At 38.3% G+C, this 16,285-nt stretch carries 12 protein-coding genes; 8 read left to right on the forward strand and 4 right to left on the reverse strand.

Annotated features, from left to right (window positions below):
• Window positions 1-36 precede the first annotated feature (36 nt).
• Genes ACFIO5_RS00780 through dapF form a run of 4 tightly spaced genes read right to left on the reverse strand, consistent with a single transcriptional unit; the run spans window position 37 to window position 4,113 of the window.
• Window positions 37-723, reverse strand: a complete 687-nt coding sequence (locus tag ACFIO5_RS00780; RefSeq protein WP_375620900.1) for a septation protein A — start codon at window positions 721-723, stop codon at window positions 37-39.
• Complete coding sequence (gene ftsY, locus ACFIO5_RS00785) at window positions 720-1,964, reverse strand: signal recognition particle-docking protein FtsY (RefSeq protein ID WP_375705049.1); 1,245 nt, start codon at window positions 1,962-1,964, stop codon at window positions 720-722. The genes ACFIO5_RS00780 and ftsY overlap by 4 nt, the downstream gene beginning before the upstream one ends.
• A gap of 14 nt (window positions 1,965-1,978) precedes the next feature.
• Entirely contained in the window at window positions 1,979-3,262 is a 1,284-nt protein-coding gene (gene mtaB / locus ACFIO5_RS00790) for a tRNA (N(6)-L-threonylcarbamoyladenosine(37)-C(2))-methylthiotransferase MtaB (RefSeq protein WP_375633947.1), read from the reverse strand.
• Window positions 3,262-4,113 (reverse strand): diaminopimelate epimerase, encoded by an 852-nt coding sequence (gene dapF, locus ACFIO5_RS00795; protein ID WP_375671703.1) that lies wholly within the window; start codon window positions 4,111-4,113, stop codon window positions 3,262-3,264. The genes mtaB and dapF overlap by 1 nt, the downstream gene beginning before the upstream one ends.
• A gap of 225 nt (window positions 4,114-4,338) precedes the next feature.
• Between dapF and ACFIO5_RS00800 the strand changes: the two genes are divergently transcribed.
• The 8 genes from ACFIO5_RS00800 (at window position 4,339) to lpdA (ending at window position 15,470) form a co-directional block, all read left to right on the forward strand.
• Window positions 4,339-4,884, forward strand: a complete 546-nt coding sequence (locus ACFIO5_RS00800) for an AprI/Inh family metalloprotease inhibitor (protein WP_375633631.1) — start codon at window positions 4,339-4,341, stop codon at window positions 4,882-4,884.
• A 98-nt stretch (window positions 4,885-4,982) separates the two neighbouring features.
• Window positions 4,983-6,182 (forward strand): cell division protein ZapE, encoded by a 1,200-nt coding sequence (gene zapE, locus ACFIO5_RS00805; protein WP_375633630.1) that lies wholly within the window; start codon window positions 4,983-4,985, stop codon window positions 6,180-6,182.
• Window positions 6,183-6,471: 289 nt separating this feature from the next.
• Window positions 6,472-7,434, forward strand: a complete 963-nt coding sequence (mdh, locus tag ACFIO5_RS00810) for a malate dehydrogenase (RefSeq protein ID WP_375617436.1) — start codon at window positions 6,472-6,474, stop codon at window positions 7,432-7,434.
• A gap of 88 nt (window positions 7,435-7,522) precedes the next feature.
• Window positions 7,523-8,719, forward strand: coding sequence for an ADP-forming succinate--CoA ligase subunit beta (gene sucC / locus ACFIO5_RS00815; RefSeq protein ID WP_375633629.1), 1,197 nt, complete (start codon window positions 7,523-7,525; stop codon window positions 8,717-8,719).
• Window positions 8,720-8,722: 3 nt separating this feature from the next.
• The gene (gene sucD / locus ACFIO5_RS00820) at window positions 8,723-9,625 is read left to right on the forward strand and encodes a succinate--CoA ligase subunit alpha (RefSeq protein WP_375633942.1); all 903 of its coding nucleotides are present in this window, start codon (window positions 8,723-8,725) and stop codon (window positions 9,623-9,625) included.
• 163 nt (window positions 9,626-9,788) lie between these two features.
• Window positions 9,789-12,788 carry a 2-oxoglutarate dehydrogenase E1 component gene (locus tag ACFIO5_RS00825; protein ID WP_375633940.1) on the forward strand — a complete coding sequence of 1,000 codons (3,000 nt, stop codon included), beginning with the start codon at window positions 9,789-9,791 and terminating at the stop codon, window positions 12,786-12,788.
• A 32-nt stretch (window positions 12,789-12,820) separates the two neighbouring features.
• Window positions 12,821-14,032 (forward strand): 2-oxoglutarate dehydrogenase complex dihydrolipoyllysine-residue succinyltransferase, encoded by a 1,212-nt coding sequence (odhB, locus tag ACFIO5_RS00830; RefSeq protein WP_375606076.1) that lies wholly within the window; start codon window positions 12,821-12,823, stop codon window positions 14,030-14,032.
• Between the two features lie 31 nt (window positions 14,033-14,063).
• Window positions 14,064-15,470, forward strand: coding sequence for a dihydrolipoyl dehydrogenase (lpdA, locus tag ACFIO5_RS00835; RefSeq protein WP_375611323.1), 1,407 nt, complete (start codon window positions 14,064-14,066; stop codon window positions 15,468-15,470).
• Window positions 15,471-16,285: the final 815 nt, after the last annotated feature.

The raw sequence follows: 16,285 nt of genomic DNA on the forward strand, positions 1-16,285 counted from the left end.
GATGAATCTATAAAATAATCGGTAGTGATGATTTTTTTAAGAATCAGATTTGTCCTCTTCTGTAAAAAGTCCTTTTGAATGTTTTATAATTATAGGCATTTGGGTAAGCATGAAAAGGACTGTTATAGGCATGACGCCAAATACTTTGAAACTTGTCCAGAAATTATCGCTAAAATTACGCCAAATTATTTCATTCAAAATGGCAAGAAAAATGAAAAAAAACGCCCAACGATAGGTAAGTTTTTGCCAACCTAAATCATCAAGTTTTAAGGTAGAATCAAGAGCATAACGTAAAAGTGGTTTTTTAAAAAACATCCCTCCAAAAAGTATAAAAGCAAATAAGCTATTAATGATTGTTGGTTTCATTTTTATGAAAGTTTCATTATGAAGCCAGAGAGTTAGAAAGCCAAAAACTAAAACAAATATTCCTGAAATAAGAGGCATAATAGGAATTTGTCTTGCAAGGATCCATGATAAGCTTAGGGAAATAATAATAGCCACCATAAAAATAGCTGTTGCAGGGAAAATAGGCTTACTAAAATTTTGAAAAAATCCAATGTTTTTTATCAGCCATTCTCCCTTATAATTGGCAAAAAAGAAGGCAACCAATGGACCCATTTCCAAAAGAAACTTAAGTGTTGGTGAGAGAGAAATTTTTTTATTGTTATTCATCTTTTTTTCAGAATTATTGTGTAAATTAAGATTAGATAAAGGCTGTTTCATGCGTGTTTTCCTGCAATAGTTTCGGCAAAGTCAGAAGCAGAAAAGGGTTGAAGGTCTTCAATATCTTCTCCTATACCGATAAAATAAACGGGTAATTTATATTTTGCTGCGATAGCGACAAGAATTCCTCCTCGTGCAGTCCCATCTAGCTTTGTCATAACTAAACCATTAACACCAGCAATATCACTGAAAATGTCCACTTGGTTGAGTGCATTTTGTCCGGTTGTTGCATCAAGAGTTTGAAGGATTGTGTGGGGTGCTTGGGGGGTGTGTTTTTTTAAAACACGAATAATTTTTGCCAACTCATCCATTAATTCAGATTTATTTTGTAAACGCCCTGCTGTATCAATAATTAATACATCACTGTTTGTTTTTTTTGCTTTTTCATAAGCATCAAATGCTAAGCTGGCGGCATCTGCACCCAATTTTGTCGAAATAACAGGAGAATTGGTACGTTCACCCCAAATGTGTAGTTGCTCAATAGCAGCGGCTCGGAAAGTATCACCTGCTGCCAGCATAACTTTTAATCCCCCTTCTGTTAATTTGGCTGAAAGTTTTCCAATAGTTGTCGTTTTTCCAGTGCCATTTACACCTACCAGCAAAATAACATGAGGTTTATGGCTGAGATCAAGTTCTAATGGTATTGCAACAGGTTCCAGAACTTTTTTGACCTCATCAGCTACAATAGTATGAATATCATTTGGGGAGAGGTTTTTTCCGTAACGACTGGAAGCTAAAGTATTTGTGATGCGTGTTGCTGTCTCTACACCTATGTCAGCTTGGATAAGAATATCTTCGAGCTCTTGCAGTGTATCTTCATCAAGTTTTCTTTTAACAAAGAGATCGCCAATTGATCCGCTTAGGCGTTGTGAAGAAAGGGATAGGCCTTTTTTAAGGCGCCCAAACCACGCTGTCTTTTTTTGTTCAACAGAAGGTTCAGATAAAATTTCTTCATTCTTTTTTTCACGGATGTTGTCTGTGACAATAATTTTACCAGAAAAGGGAATTTTATCAGAATGGGATTCTAGAAATGGAGATTTTTCATCATATTTTGTAAGTATTGACTCTGGATTTTTTGTTTGTTCTTTTTTTTCTGTGTCTATAGAAATTTGATTATTTTTTGTCTTTTCATTATTTTCTTCTATTATATCGCTTTTATCAGGAATAGAAATCTGTTGTTCAATTTCTTGCTCTTGAGATTTGTTAAAAGAGAATATTTTTTTTATAAAAGATTTAGTCATAAGAATTCTCCTGCTCAAGCAGCGTTTAATTTTGGAGGGACAGCAATCAATTTATCGCCATCATGATCAACGATAAGTGCTTGAACAATTGTTCCTGCTTTTGCACCTTTAACTTGTACAAGAGTATAATCTTCTGTTCGTCCGATTTCATCTTTTTCAACGAGAATTGTTTGTAGACTGTTTTGTAAATGAGCAAGATGCTTTTGGTAAGCCATATCACCTGCTTTACGCAATTTTTCAGCACGCAGCTTAACTATTTTACGGTTGATTTGTGGCATACGTGCGGCAGGTGTTCCTTCTCTTGGACTAAAGGGGAAGACATGGAGATGGGTTAAATTACAGTCTTTGATTAAGGCAAGACTATTTTGAAACATCTCTTCTGTTTCTGTAGGAAAACCAGCAATTAAGTCGGCACCATAAACCATTGTAGAACGTTTGGCACGCAATTCTTGGCAAAATTGAATGGCATGTTCGCGCAGATGGCGCCGTTTCATCCGTTTTAAAATCATATTATCACCTGCTTGCAAAGATAAATGCAAATGGGGCATGATTCTTGTTTCATAAGCTAAAAGATTTATGAGTTCTTCGTCTGCTTCAATAGAGTCAATAGATGAGAGGCGTAATCGGGCTAAGTCAGGGACATGATGCAAAATAGCTGAAGTTAATTTTCCTAGAGTAGCTTTTCCAGGAAGATCGTGGCCATAACTTGTAAGGTCAACACCTGTAAGGACCACTTCTTGGATACCCCCACCTATCAGCTTTTTAATTTGTTCTATGACAACACCCATGGGAACTGAACGAGATGGTCCTCGTCCATAAGGAATAATGCAAAATGTACAGCGGTGATCGCATCCGTTTTGTACCTGTACAAAAGCGCGGGTGCGCTCTTGCATTGCACTGACCATATGTGGAGCAATTTTTTGTACTTCCATAATGTCATTGATATGCACCTTTTCAGAATGATTAATACCAAAATCAGGAAGTTGACGATAAGAATGAGCGTGAAGTTTATCTTCGTTTCCTAAAACAAGATCTACTTCTGTCATTGAGGCAAAATTTTGTGCTTCTGTTTGGGCTGCACACCCTGTTACAATGATACGCGTATGAGGATTTTCACGTCTTGCTTTGCGGATAGCTTGTTTTGCTTGTCGTACGGCTTCGGCAGTGACAGCACAGGTATTAAAGATAATAGCACCATCTTTAAGTTGATCTAGCCCTGAAGAAGTACTTTCTTTGCGAATGATTTCCGATTCGTAGCTATTAAGTCGACAACCAAAAGTTACAATTTCTATTGCCATCAGGAGTGATCCTTTTTGTAGCACCCTGTTAAAGGGCTTAAAAAACCACTAAAGTGATATTTAATTGGTCCTGTCATGATAATATGATCGTCTTCTCGGTAAAAAATATTAAGTGTTCCCTTAGGTAAATTTACATCAACATGGCGCTCTGTAAGTCCACGACGATAAGCAGCCACTGCACTTGCACAAGCAGCACTCCCACATGCTTGTGTTAATCCTGCCCCTCGCTCCCATGTACGTAAATTTAGACTTTTCTTTGACGTTATGCAAGCAATGGAAATATTGCACCGTTCGGGAAACAGGGGGTCATGTTCAAGTTTTGGCCCATATTTTTCTAATGGAATATGTTGAATATCATTTTCAACAAAAAAGATAGCATGGAGATTGCCAATGGATATGAGACAAGCGTCTTTTAGGGGACCAGCCATAATTTCTACGTGATTGGTATCAACTATTTCACGTGAAACAGGCATCTCTTTTGCATTGAAATTTGGGCATCCCATATCAACAGAAATGAGATTATCGGTTTGGTATTTTCCTTCAATAATTCCAGCGGGAGTTTCTAAATGAAATTTTTCACCAAAATTGTGATCTTTAAGCCATGCGATGACACAGCGGGTACCATTGCCACAAGCTTTAGCCATTGATCCGTCAGCATTCCATATTTCTATGCGGAAGTCGGTTTTTTTCTGGGTTGGTGTGTGGATAGCCATGATTTGATCAAAATGCATTTCAGGATCTGCCGACAAAGCAAGGATTGCTTGTGGTGTAAGAGCGTATGTGCTTTCACGCATATCAACAACAATAATTTGATTTCCAAGACCGTCCATTTTGCTAAATGGCGTTTTCATGAAACTTCTCTATTTCTAATGATTACTTATAAAAAGATATATGACTGAAAATATTATAAATTTCTAGTGTTTAATAAATATAAAATTGGGTACATAAATTATTTCTTTTAAAATAAGTGATTTTAACCTGTTTTTTTTAATTTGTTAATTTATCTTTGTAACTATAACAAATATTCGCTTAATTTTTTTGTGAACTTATTTATTGTCGTGGGAGAGAGTACAGACATGGCGTTTTCAAAAGTTTCGTTTTTCGTTGCACTATCAACTGTAATGTTTTTAGGGGGGTGTTCAACAACACGGTTTGATGGTAATGACGATGGTAACGCATTAGAAGTTTTTTATCCATCTCAAAAAATGACAATATTAGAAGCGTCTGATCTGTCGTCTACTTCTTCGTCGATATCTGAAGATGCAAACGCTCCGATGTATGAAAAAGGAGATTCTCAGAGCGATGGACGAATGGCTAGTCTCGAATTGCCAAGCAATGCCACTGATTTATTTCCTGCAAGTATTGCTGGGGTATGGAATCTTTCTATGGGAGGAAAAGTTTGCCGGATTGCAACTCCACAAACAAAGTTTGGACAAGGGTACCGTGCTGGTCCTTTACACTGTCCAGGAATTGTTTCCCAAGTGAGATCGTGGGCTGTTAAAGGAAAAAGATTATATTTTTATAATAACTCTGGACGTGTTATCCTCGTTCTTTATTCTTCAAATGTTGATCGTTTTGAGGGACGTACACTTGATGATCATCCCGTTATTTTAAGTCGTTAAATCATTTTTGATCGTTTATGACAAACTAAACTAGACGGACAGATTCTTGAAAAGTATTTGTATTTTTCATTGAGGTCGGTTTGAAAAAGGTTTTTTGGATGATTCTCGTTTCAACACGTTATAAGGAGCTTGTCGCTAAAGGAGAGGTTTGTTTTGATCCCGCTCAATTAGCTATAACAGAATATTTTGATCATTTATTAAAAAAAATTGCGGAACAAAATATCTCTCATTCTTTGCCTTGGATATTTTGCTCTTTCTTTAACAGAATATTTAAAAGGAAAAAACAAAATATTTCTTGCGTTGTAAAACAAGGAGATGAAACAGTTTTTTTTCAGGGACTGTATATTTATGGTGAAGTAGGACGGGGCAAAACCATGCTGATGGATTTGTTCTTTTCTTGTTTGCCTAAAGTTCATAAAAAGCGTGCCCATTTTAATGATTTTATGGCTGATGTGCATGAGCGTATTAATTCTTATCGTCAAGCATCTGGGTGTACAAAATTTAAACAAGATAATCCTATTTTAGCTGTTGCTAAAGATCTTGCACGAGAAGCAAAAGTACTTTGTTTTGATGAGTTTAGTGTAACGGATATTGCTGATGCTATGGTATTGGGGCGGCTTATTTCTGCTCTGTTTGATAAAGGAATTTTCTTTATTGCGACTTCAAATGTGGCGCCGGATAACCTTTATTGTAACGGTTTGAATCGTGAGCTCTTTTTACCTTTTATTCAAGTTTTGAAAGCATATGTTCGTGTTGTTAATCTTGATGCAAAAACAGATTATCGCCTTGAAAAATCAAATCTACAACAGATGTATGTATCGCCGTTGGGGGTCCAAGCAAATGAATATATGGATCAAGCATGGGCACTTGTATTGCAAGGACATAAGGAGATGTCTGATGAGCTTTCTATAAAAGGGCGCTTTATTCCTATTCCGCGCTTTGGTGCAGGATGTGCTCGTTTTGATTATGGGGATTTATGTGCAAAACCTTTGGCCGCGGCTGAATATTTGTTATTAGGAGAGCATTATCATACGATTTTTATTGATAATGTACCGGTCATGGATGATACATGTCGCAATGAAACAAAACGGTTTATTTTGCTTATTGATATTCTTTATGAGCGGCATATACGGTTGTTTATGTCGGCAGCCGCAGGGATAGGGGATTTGTATAAAGGGCATGCGCAGATTACGGAAACATTTGAATTTCAAAGAACACAATCACGTCTTTTCGAAATGCAAAGCTACGATTATTTAAAACTTTGGGAAGAACATTTTCTTTTGAAGAAGAAGCATTGATTATACTTTTACCTTTACGTAAACTGTCAAAACAATAACTTTTTGAAATTAAAGAAATATAATAATTCTGTTGTATTTTTTTTAAATTCACTTTATCGATACATCGTGATAATTTTCTAATAGTTGTTTCAGCGGAGGGTTGTTGTTTCTGTAAGGAGATAAATTTGTAAATTTCATTTCTTTACTCCTTTTTATGATATTGTTTGAATATGGTTGAAGTCAAAAATATTCAGTATACGGACGTTGATTGGGTGTGCGCTGAATGATCTAAAAGTTAGGAAAAAATAAAATGGCACGGAAAAAAATAGCTCTCATTGGTTCAGGTATGATTGGTGGTACTTTAGCACATATTATTGGGCTTAAAGAGCTTGCTGATGTGGTCTTATTTGATATTACAGAAGGTGTGCCACAAGGTAAGGCTCTAGATATCGCCGAATCTTCTCCCGTTGATGGTTTTGATATCAGTCTAAAAGGTGCTAATGCTTATGAAGCAATTGAAGATGCTGATGTTGTTATTGTAACAGCAGGTGTTGCGCGAAAACCTGGTATGAGCCGTGATGAACTTTTGGGCATTAATTTAAAGGTTATGGAACAAGTTGGAGCTGGAATTAAAAAATACGCTTCTTCAGCGTTTGTTATTTGTATTACCAATCCCCTTGATGCGATGGTGTGGGCATTGCAGAAATTTTCAGGTCTCCCTACACATAAAGTAGTTGGTATGGCTGGTGTTCTTGATTCAGCGCGTTTTCGTCATTTTTTATCTGAGGAATTTAAGGTCTCTATTAGAGATGTGACAGCGTTTGTTTTAGGGGGGCACGGTGATACAATGGTTCCTCTCGTGCGTTATTCAACAGTTGGTGGTATTTCTTTGCCTGATCTTATAAAGATGGGCTGGACAACACAGGAAAGAATTGATCAAATTATCCAGCGTACCCGTGATGGCGGTGCAGAGATTGTTGGTTTGTTAAAAACAGGTTCTGCTTATTATGCACCAGCAGCTTCTGCTGTTTCTATGGCTGAGGCCTATCTAAAGGATACTAAGCGTGTTGTGCCTGTTGCAGCTTATCTTTCAGGAGAATATGGGGTTAATGATACCTATGTTGGGGTACCTGTTGTACTTGGTGCAGGTGGTGTTGAACGAGTCATTGAAATTGATCTTGACAAAGAAGAAAGAGGTGCTTTTGATCATTCAGTAAATGCGGTTAAAAAGCTTTGTGAAGCTTGTATTGCTCTTGTACCTAGTCTCAAGTAAATTGAACAAGATTTAATTCATTAAAATAAGTATTTAGAATGTTAAAACTTTAGGATTAATAAGATCCATAAAAGAAAAGGACAAATGCATGAATATCCATGAGTATCAGGCCAAACGTCTGCTTCATGAATATGGAGCACCAATTGCAAATGGTGTCGCTGTTTATTCTGTAGAGCAAGCTGAAAAATGGGCGGAAAAATTGCCCGGACCTCTCTATGTGGTTAAAAGTCAGATACACGCTGGTGGTCGTGGTAAGGGTAAGTTTAAAGAACTTGGTCCTGATGCAAAGGGTGGTGTTCGGCTTGCACAATCTGTTGAAGAAGTTGTTGCAAATGTTCAAGAAATGCTTGGAAAAACTTTGGTAACCAAACAAACTGGTCCAGAGGGTAAGCAGGTCAACCGCCTTTATATTGAAGATGGTGCCGATATTGAACGGGAGCTTTATCTTTCACTTTTGGTTGATCGTAGCGTTGGTCGAATTGCTTTTGTTGTTTCAACAGAAGGTGGAATGGATATTGAAACGGTTGCTGAAGAGACACCAGAAAAAATATTCACGCTTCCCATTGATGCTGTAGAGGGTGTTACTTCAGCTGATTGTGCAAGACTTTGTGATGCGTTGAAACTACAAAGTAGTGCGCGAGAAGATGGTGAAAAGCTTTTTTCGATTCTCTATAAGGCATTTTGTGAAAAAGATATGAGCCTTTTAGAAATCAATCCGCTTATTGTGATGAAAGATGGTCACTTGCGTGTTCTTGATGCGAAAGTTTCTTTTGATAATAATGCTCTGTTTCGTCATCCAGATATTTTAGAATTGCGCGATCTTTCAGAAGAAGATCCAAAGGAAATAGAAGCATCAAAGCATGATCTTGCTTATGTTGCTCTTGAGGGTACGATTGGTTGCATGGTTAATGGTGCTGGGCTTGCTATGGCAACAATGGATATCATTAAGCTTTATGGAGCAGAGCCAGCGAATTTTTTGGATGTTGGTGGTGGAGCATCAAAAGAAAAGGTGACAGCTGCTTTTAAAATTATTACGGCCGATCCAAATGTTAAGGGCATTTTAGTTAACATTTTTGGTGGTATTATGCGTTGTGATGTCATTGCTGAAGGTGTGGTTGCTGCTGTTCGTGAGGTTGGTTTAAAGGTTCCCTTGGTTGTTCGTCTTGAAGGTACTAATGTTGAGCAAGGTAAAGCAATTATCAATGAGAGTGGTTTGAATGTTATTCCTGCTGATGATTTAGATGATGCTGCCCAAAAAATTGTTGCAGCCGTGAAGGGAGCTTAAGCTATGTCAATTCTTGTGAATAAAGAGACAAAAGTTCTAGTTCAAGGGCTTACAGGAAAAACAGGAACATTTCATACAGAACAGGCACTTGCTTATCATGGTACGCAAATGGTTGGTGGCGTTAATCCTAAAAAGGGTGGAGAAACATGGGAAGGTTTAAAAGGCGAAACTCTTCCTATTTTCGCTAATGTTGCAGAAGCAAAAGAAAAAACAGGTGCAGATGCTTCCGTTATTTATGTTCCTCCTGCAGGGGCTGCGGCAGCTATTATAGAGGCTATAGAAGCTGAAGTTCGTTTAATTATCTGTATTACGGAAGGTATTCCCGTTATGGATATGGTTAAAGTGAAGGCGCGATTAGAAAACTCAAAGTCTCGTCTTATTGGTCCTAATTGTCCCGGTATTCTTACACCAAATGAATGTAAAATTGGTATTATGCCTGGTTCTATTTTTAGAAAAGGTTCTGTTGGGGTTGTCTCGAGGTCGGGAACTTTAACTTATGAAGCCGTTTTTCAAACGAGTCAGGAAGGTCTCGGACAAACAACTGCTATAGGGATTGGTGGCGATCCTGTTAAGGGCACTGAATTTATTGATGTGTTGGAAATGTTTTTAGCGGATGATGAAACCGAGTCTATTGTTATGATTGGTGAGATTGGTGGTTCTGCTGAAGAAGAAGCAGCACAGTTTTTGCAAGATGAAGCAAGAAAAGGTCGAAAAAAGCCAGTTGTTGGCTTTATTGCTGGCCGTACGGCTCCTCCAGGACGTACAATGGGACATGCTGGTGCTGTTATTTCTGGTGGTAAAGGTGGAGCAGAAGATAAAATTGCGGCAATGGAATCAGCAGGGATTCGTGTGTCTTCTTCGCCATCACAGATAGGTAAGACTTTGATGTCAGTTTTGAAAGGCTAAAAGAAAGTTTCACCTGAATAAGAAAAGGTTCTTAGATTCAGGTGAGAAAACTTGAGTATAAAAAGGTAAAACTTTTTTGAATGTTCGAATCACTGCTTGTTTGTAAGCATTTAAAGGTCAAAAAGAGATATAAGGAGACGGAATAAATGTTCCGGAGAAGTATATGGCAAGGCAGGACGAAATAAATAGCCTTTTTGCACAGACATCATTTCTTTATGGTGGGAATGCGGATTATATAGATCAACTTTATGCTCAATATGAAAAAGATCCTACCAGTGTTGATTCACAGTGGCGTGCTTTTTTTGAAGGACTTCATGATAATAAAGAGGATGTTCTTAAAAATGCTGAAGGAGCAACATGGCAGCGTGATCATTGGCCATTAAAAGCAGAGGGTGAATTGATTTCTGCTCTTGATGGTGATTGGTCTTCTCTTGAAAAATATTTTGGCGATAAATTAAAGGAAAAAGCAATAACAGGTGCTGCACAAAAGGGAAAAACTTCCAGTGAACAAGATATTATTCGTGCAACACGTGATTCCGTTCATGCAATTATGATGATTCGTGCGTTTCGAGAACGGGGACATCTTCATGCGCAACTTGACCCTCTTCAATTGGCCGAAAAACAAGAAGATTATAAGGAACTTTCTCCAGAAGCGTATGGTTTTACTCCAGCTGATTACGAGCGTCCCATTTTTATTGATAATGTTTTAGGGTTGGAATATGCAACTATTCCGCAAATGCTTGAGATTCTCAATCGTACCTATTGTTCAACAATCGGTGTGGAATATATGCATGTTTCTGATCCGGTTCAGAAAGTATGGCTTCAAGAACGCATTGAAGGGCGAGATAAAAAAAATTCTTTCACACACCAAGACAAGAAAGCTATTCTGAATAAGCTTATTCAGGCAGAGGGATTCGAACAGTTTTTAGACACTAAATATAAAGGCACAAAGCGTTTTGGACTCGATGGTGGTGAGGCGTTGATTCCCGCTCTTGAGCAGATTATCAAATGTGGTAGTGCTTTGGGGGTTAGGGAAGTTATTTTAGGGATGGCCCATCGTGGTCGTTTAAATGTTCTTTCACAAGTTCTTGCCAAACCGCATAGGGCTATTTTTCATGAATTCAAAGGGGGATCTTACAAGCCTGATGATGTGGAGGGATCCGGTGATGTCAAATATCATTTGGGAACTACCGCTGATCTGGACTTTGATGGTAAAAAAGTTCATTTATCGCTGTTGGCCAATCCATCTCATCTTGAGATTGTTGATCCGGTTGTTATGGGAAAAGCACGTGCTAAACAAGATCAACTTATGGGACATGCGCATACTGATTTACTCCCATTAAGTGAGCGTTCAAAAGTGATGCCATTGCTTATTCATGGTGATGCCGCTTTTGCAGGACAAGGCGTTATCCAAGAAACTTTTGGTCTTTCAGGTCTTAAAGGTTATCGTGTTGCAGGCTCACTTCATGTTATTATCAATAACCAGATTGGTTTTACAACATCTCCACGTTTTTCACGTTCTTCGCCTTATCCATCAGATGTCGCAAAAATGATTGACGCACCAATTTTCCATGTGAATGGTGATGATCCTGAGGCAGTTGTTTTTGTTGCCAAAATAGCAACAGAGTTTCGCCAGATTTTCCATAAACCAGTGGTTATTGATATGTTTTGTTATCGCCGTTATGGGCATAATGAAGGTGATGAACCTTCCTTTACGCAGCCGCTTATGTATAAAGCAATACGTAATCATAAAACAACACTTCAACTTTATAGTGACCAATTGGTAGCAGAAGGAATGGTTACTTCAGAAGAGATTGAGCAACAAAAAAAATTATGGCGCGATAAGCTTGAAGGTGAACTTGAAGCAAGTGCTTCTTATAAACCTAATAAGGCTGATTGGCTTGATGGAAGCTGGACGGGACTCAAAGCTTTTAGTAGTTCTGATGAGCAGCATTCTAGAACAACTGGTGTTGAATTAAAAACTTTAAAGGAAATTGGTCAGAAAATTGTTGAAATTCCGGCAGATTTTCACGTTCACAAAACCATTCAACGTTTTTTAAATAATCGTGCTAAAATTTTTGAAACCGGTGAGGGTGTTGACTGGGCAACTGCTGAAGCTTTAGCTTTTGGTTCACTTTGTTTGGAAGGAGCACCGGTTCGTCTTTCCGGTGAAGATGTTGAACGGGGAACTTTTTCACAACGTCATTCAGTTCTTTATGACCAAGAAAATGAGGCGCGTTATATTCCTTTGAATCATTTACAAAAGGGGCAAGCGCTTTATGATGTTGTTAATTCTATGCTTTCTGAAGAAGCTGTTCTTGGTTTTGAATATGGATATTCTCTTGCTGAACCACGAGGATTAACACTTTGGGAAGCACAATTTGGTGATTTTTCTAATGGTGCACAGGTCATTTTTGATCAATTTATTTCATCCGCAGAGCGTAAGTGGCTTCGTATGTCTGGTCTTGTGTGTTTATTGCCTCATGGTTTTGAAGGGCAAGGGCCGGAGCATTCTTCTGCACGTTTAGAACGGTTTCTTCAACTTTGTGCGGAAGATAATATGCAGGTTGCTAATTGTACAACCCCTGCAAATTATTTTCATATTTTGCGTCGACAAATTAAGCGTGATTTCCGGAAGCCATTGATTTTGATGACACCGAAATCACTTTTACGTCATAAGCGAGCTGTTTCTTTTCTCAATGAAATGGGGCCAGAAACAAGTTTTTGTCGTGTGTTGCTTGATGATGCAGAATGTCTCAAAGATTCTGTCATTAAGTTGCAAAAAGATAATAAGATTCGCCGTGTCGTTCTTTGTACTGGTAAGGTTTATTACGACCTTTATGAAGAACGTGAAAAAAGGGGTATTGATGATGTTTACCTCCTTCGTGTTGAACAGCTTTATCCTTTCCCTGCAAAAGTTTTGGTGAATGTATTATCGCGCTTTTTGCAGGCGGAAGTTTTTTGGTGCCAAGAGGAACCAAAAAACATGGGGGCTTGGTCATTTATTGAGCCTTATTTGGAATGGGTTTTGACGCATATTAATGCGCAATATTCACGTGCTCGTTATGCAGGACGTCCTGCGAGTGCGTCACCGGCCTCTGGGTTAATGGTGAAACACCTTGAACAACTGGCTGCGTTTCTTAAAGACGCGTTAGGTTCTTAATTTATTACTACTCTGATGTATGGAAAAATATTATGACTACTGAAATTCGTGTTCCTACTTTGGGCGAATCGGTTACCGAAGCAACGGTTGGCAAATGGTTTAAAAAACTTGGCGAAGCTGTCGCTATGGATGAGCCTTTGGTTGAATTAGAAACTGATAAGGTAACCGTTGAAGTTCCTTCTCCTGTTGCTGGGAAATTATCTGAAATCATTGCAAAAGAAGGCGATACGGTTGAAGTAAATGCTCTTTTAGGAGTGGTGAAGGCTGGAGAAGCTGGTATCTCCCAATCACTTTCACCTTCTGCTACACTTGTTCCAGCGGCTTCATCTGAATCGGAGAAGCCTGCTTTGAGCAGTGCAATGCCTCCTTCTCCTTCAGCAGCAAAATTGATGGCTGAAAATAATGTTGCAAAAAGCGATATTTCAGGTTCTGGAAAACGTGGACAAATTCTTAAAGAAGATGTTCTTGGTGGATTAAAACAAAGTACAAATGCTCCTACACCCTCTTCTTCTGCGACGAGTTCTTCGGCAACTCCTGTCCAAGAAACACGTGAAGAGCGGGTTCGTATGACGAAATTGCGTCAAACAATTGCTCGCCGTCTTAAAGATGCACAAAATGTAGCAGCAATGTTAACCACATTTAATGAGGTTGATATGTCAGCAGTGATGGATTTGCGCAAGCGTTATAAGGATCTTTTTGAAAAGAAACATGGTGTTAAACTTGGTTTTATGGGTTTTTTTACCAAGGCTGTTTGTCATGCATTAAAAGAACTTCCTGCTGTTAATGCAGAGATTGATGGGACAGATATTGTTTACAAAAACTATGTTAATGTTGGAATTGCTGTTGGAACGGATAAAGGGCTTGTTGTTCCAGTGGTGCGAGATGCAGATCAAATGTCATTGGCAGAGATTGAAAAAGAGATTGGTCGTTTGGGGCGTCTTGCGCGTGATGGAAAATTAGCCGTTTCTGATATGCAGGGCGGAACTTTTACCATTACCAATGGTGGTGTGTATGGATCGTTGATGTCAACACCGATTTTGAATGCACCACAATCTGGTATTTTGGGAATGCATGCGATTAAAGAGCGAGCAATGGTTGTTGAGGGTCAAGTTGTGATCCGCCCCATGATGTATTTAGCGCTTTCTTATGATCACCGTATTGTGGATGGGCAAGAAGCTGTGACTTTCCTTGTGCGTGTTAAGGAAAGCTTAGAAGATCCGGAACGCCTTGTTCTTGATTTGTAAAATACAGTTTTCAGGATGAAAGGAGAAACGGATGTCTTATGATGTGGCTGTGATCGGAGCGGGTCCAGGTGGTTATGTAGCAGCAATAAAAGCGGCGCAACTGGGACTTAAAGTAGCAATTATTGAAAAGCGTACAACATTAGGAGGAACATGTCTCAACGTTGGTTGTATTCCTTCTAAAGCGTTGCTGCATGCTTCAGAAGTGTTTTCTGAAACCCAGCATGGTTTTGAAACGCTTGGTATTTCTATTGGTAAATCTAAGCTTAATCTTGAACAAATGATGGTTCATAAGAAAGCTGTGGTGACAGCCAATACGAGTGGTGTTTCTTTTTTGATGAAAAAAAATAAAGTTGATACTTTTTTTGGGACAGCCAAAATTTTGAGTGCGGGTCATGTGGAAGTTGTTGCCAGAGATGGTAATAAACAAACAATTGAGACAAAAAATATTATTATTGCTACCGGTTCAGAGAGTTCAGGCATTCCAGGGGTGAATGTTGAAATTGATGAAAAGACTATTGTTTCTTCTACGGGAGCTCTTTCACTTGAAAAAGTACCAACGCATATGATTGTAGTAGGTGCTGGTGTCATTGGTTCAGAACTTGGATCAGTTTGGAGCCGTTTAGGTGCTAAGGTGACCATTATTGAGTATCTTAATAAAGTTTTGGGCTCAATGGATGGTGAAGTTTCACGGCAATTTCAGAAATTAATGGAAAAACAGGGGATTGAATATAAAACGGGTGCAAAGGTAACAGCTGTTACACAATCTGGCTCAACTGCTCAGGTGAGCTTTGAATCTGTCAAAGGTGGTGAATCTGAAACTTTAGAGGCTGATGTTGTGCTTATTGCTACTGGACGTTCTCCTTATACAGAGGGGCTTGGATTACAAGAGGCTGGTGTTCAGTTAGATGAACGCGGATTTATTGCAATTGATGCTCATTGGCAGACGAATGTTCCAGGAATTTATGCGATTGGTGATGTCGTAAAAGGACCAATGCTAGCACATAAAGCAGAGGAAGAAGGCGTTGCTGTGGCAGAAATTTTGGCAGGTCAAAAAGGGCATGTTAATTTTGATGTTATTCCTAGTGTTGTTTATACACAGCCGGAAATTGCGAGTGTAGGAAGGACAGAAGAAGAGCTAAAAACTGCTGGTATTGAATATAATGTTGGCAAATTTCCTTTTATGGCTAATGGTCGTGCACGTGCAATGCAAAAGAGTGATGGGTTCGTTAAAATCCTTTCTGATAAAAAAACAGATCGGGTATTAGGGGGGCATATTCTTGGATTTGGTGCTGGTGAAATGATCCATGAAATTGCAGTTTTAATGGAATTTGGAGGTTCATCAGAAGATCTGGGACGTTGTTGCCATGCACATCCTACCTTATCAGAAGCCGTGCGTGAGGCAGCTTTGGCAACATTTGCTAAACCACTTCATATTTAAAAAGCTTTTAAAAAGTAAATTTTAAAAGGTACGGGGGGCAGAAAATATTTGTGAAGCATGCAACAACATTTTAAAACTTAAAAAAAGAATATAACCAATTGTATTGAAATGTTCCATTTGTTGTATGCTTTTCGATAGTTAATGTTTTAGATATCTGTTGTGCAGTTTTGATTGATTATTCTGTTGTGCACTATCGTTTAGAGCGGTGGTGTTTAGTCTATGTAAAGTTTTATATATGGGGTAGTTTTTATACTGTTATAAAATATTTAAGATAGGATTCTGAGCCTATCTGCGTGCTTTGTGTTAAGAAAACATCTCTCAAAATGCTTAAATCTACTTCGCGATGGTGTTCATGAATGGTATAGCTGTAAAGTTCCTCTTGAAATATATGAAATTCATTCAAACTGTTATAAGACCTATTGTGCACTATAATCTTTATGTTTAGTAAAAGTACACGCTGGTATTATAATACACTTTTTCAGTTCTCAATATTGCTAAAGCTCTTTATTATTTGAGAGTTTTCATAAGAGAATTTTTATTCTGTTCTTTTATCATTTTACCTCACACGCTCGTTTTGTTTGTGATGTGCAGACAAAAGATTTTAATTGCTTCAATGTGAGAGAGTTTGTGATTAAGAGAATTTTACAGTATTCAGCGTTATAAATCAACATGTTGTATATGATGGTGAATCATATGAAGAGAGAAGCCAAGAGGAATTCACCCAAAGAAATTGAATTGTTTAATGATTGGTGTGGGTTAAGGATCTTTGTCATTTAAGATGAAGAGGGGGGAGGGATTGAATATTCTACAAAATA

The sequence above is a fragment of the Bartonella sp. AA86SXKL genome, from assembly GCF_042196885.1.

Bases quoted from the DNA above. Each gene is read 5' to 3' on its own strand.
- ACFIO5_RS00780 (WP_375620900.1), bottom strand. From the start codon at position 723: ATGAAACAGCCTTTATCTAATCTTAATTTACACAATAATTCTGAAAAA.
- ftsY (WP_375705049.1), bottom strand. From the start codon at position 1,964: ATGACTAAATCTTTTATAAAAAAAATATTCTCTTTTAACAAATCTCAA.
- mtaB (WP_375633947.1), bottom strand. From the start codon at position 3,262: ATGGCAATAGAAATTGTAACTTTTGGTTGTCGACTTAATAGCTACGAA.
- dapF (WP_375671703.1), bottom strand. From the start codon at position 4,113: ATGAAAACGCCATTTAGCAAAATGGACGGTCTTGGAAATCAAATTATT.
- ACFIO5_RS00800 (WP_375633631.1), top strand. From the start codon at position 4,339: ATGGCGTTTTCAAAAGTTTCGTTTTTCGTTGCACTATCAACTGTAATG.
- zapE (WP_375633630.1), top strand. From the start codon at position 4,983: ATGATTCTCGTTTCAACACGTTATAAGGAGCTTGTCGCTAAAGGAGAG.
- mdh (WP_375617436.1), top strand. From the start codon at position 6,472: ATGGCACGGAAAAAAATAGCTCTCATTGGTTCAGGTATGATTGGTGGT.
- sucC (WP_375633629.1), top strand. From the start codon at position 7,523: ATGAATATCCATGAGTATCAGGCCAAACGTCTGCTTCATGAATATGGA.
- sucD (WP_375633942.1), top strand. From the start codon at position 8,723: ATGTCAATTCTTGTGAATAAAGAGACAAAAGTTCTAGTTCAAGGGCTT.
- ACFIO5_RS00825 (WP_375633940.1), top strand. From the start codon at position 9,789: ATGGCAAGGCAGGACGAAATAAATAGCCTTTTTGCACAGACATCATTT.
- odhB (WP_375606076.1), top strand. From the start codon at position 12,821: ATGACTACTGAAATTCGTGTTCCTACTTTGGGCGAATCGGTTACCGAA.
- lpdA (WP_375611323.1), top strand. From the start codon at position 14,064: ATGTCTTATGATGTGGCTGTGATCGGAGCGGGTCCAGGTGGTTATGTA.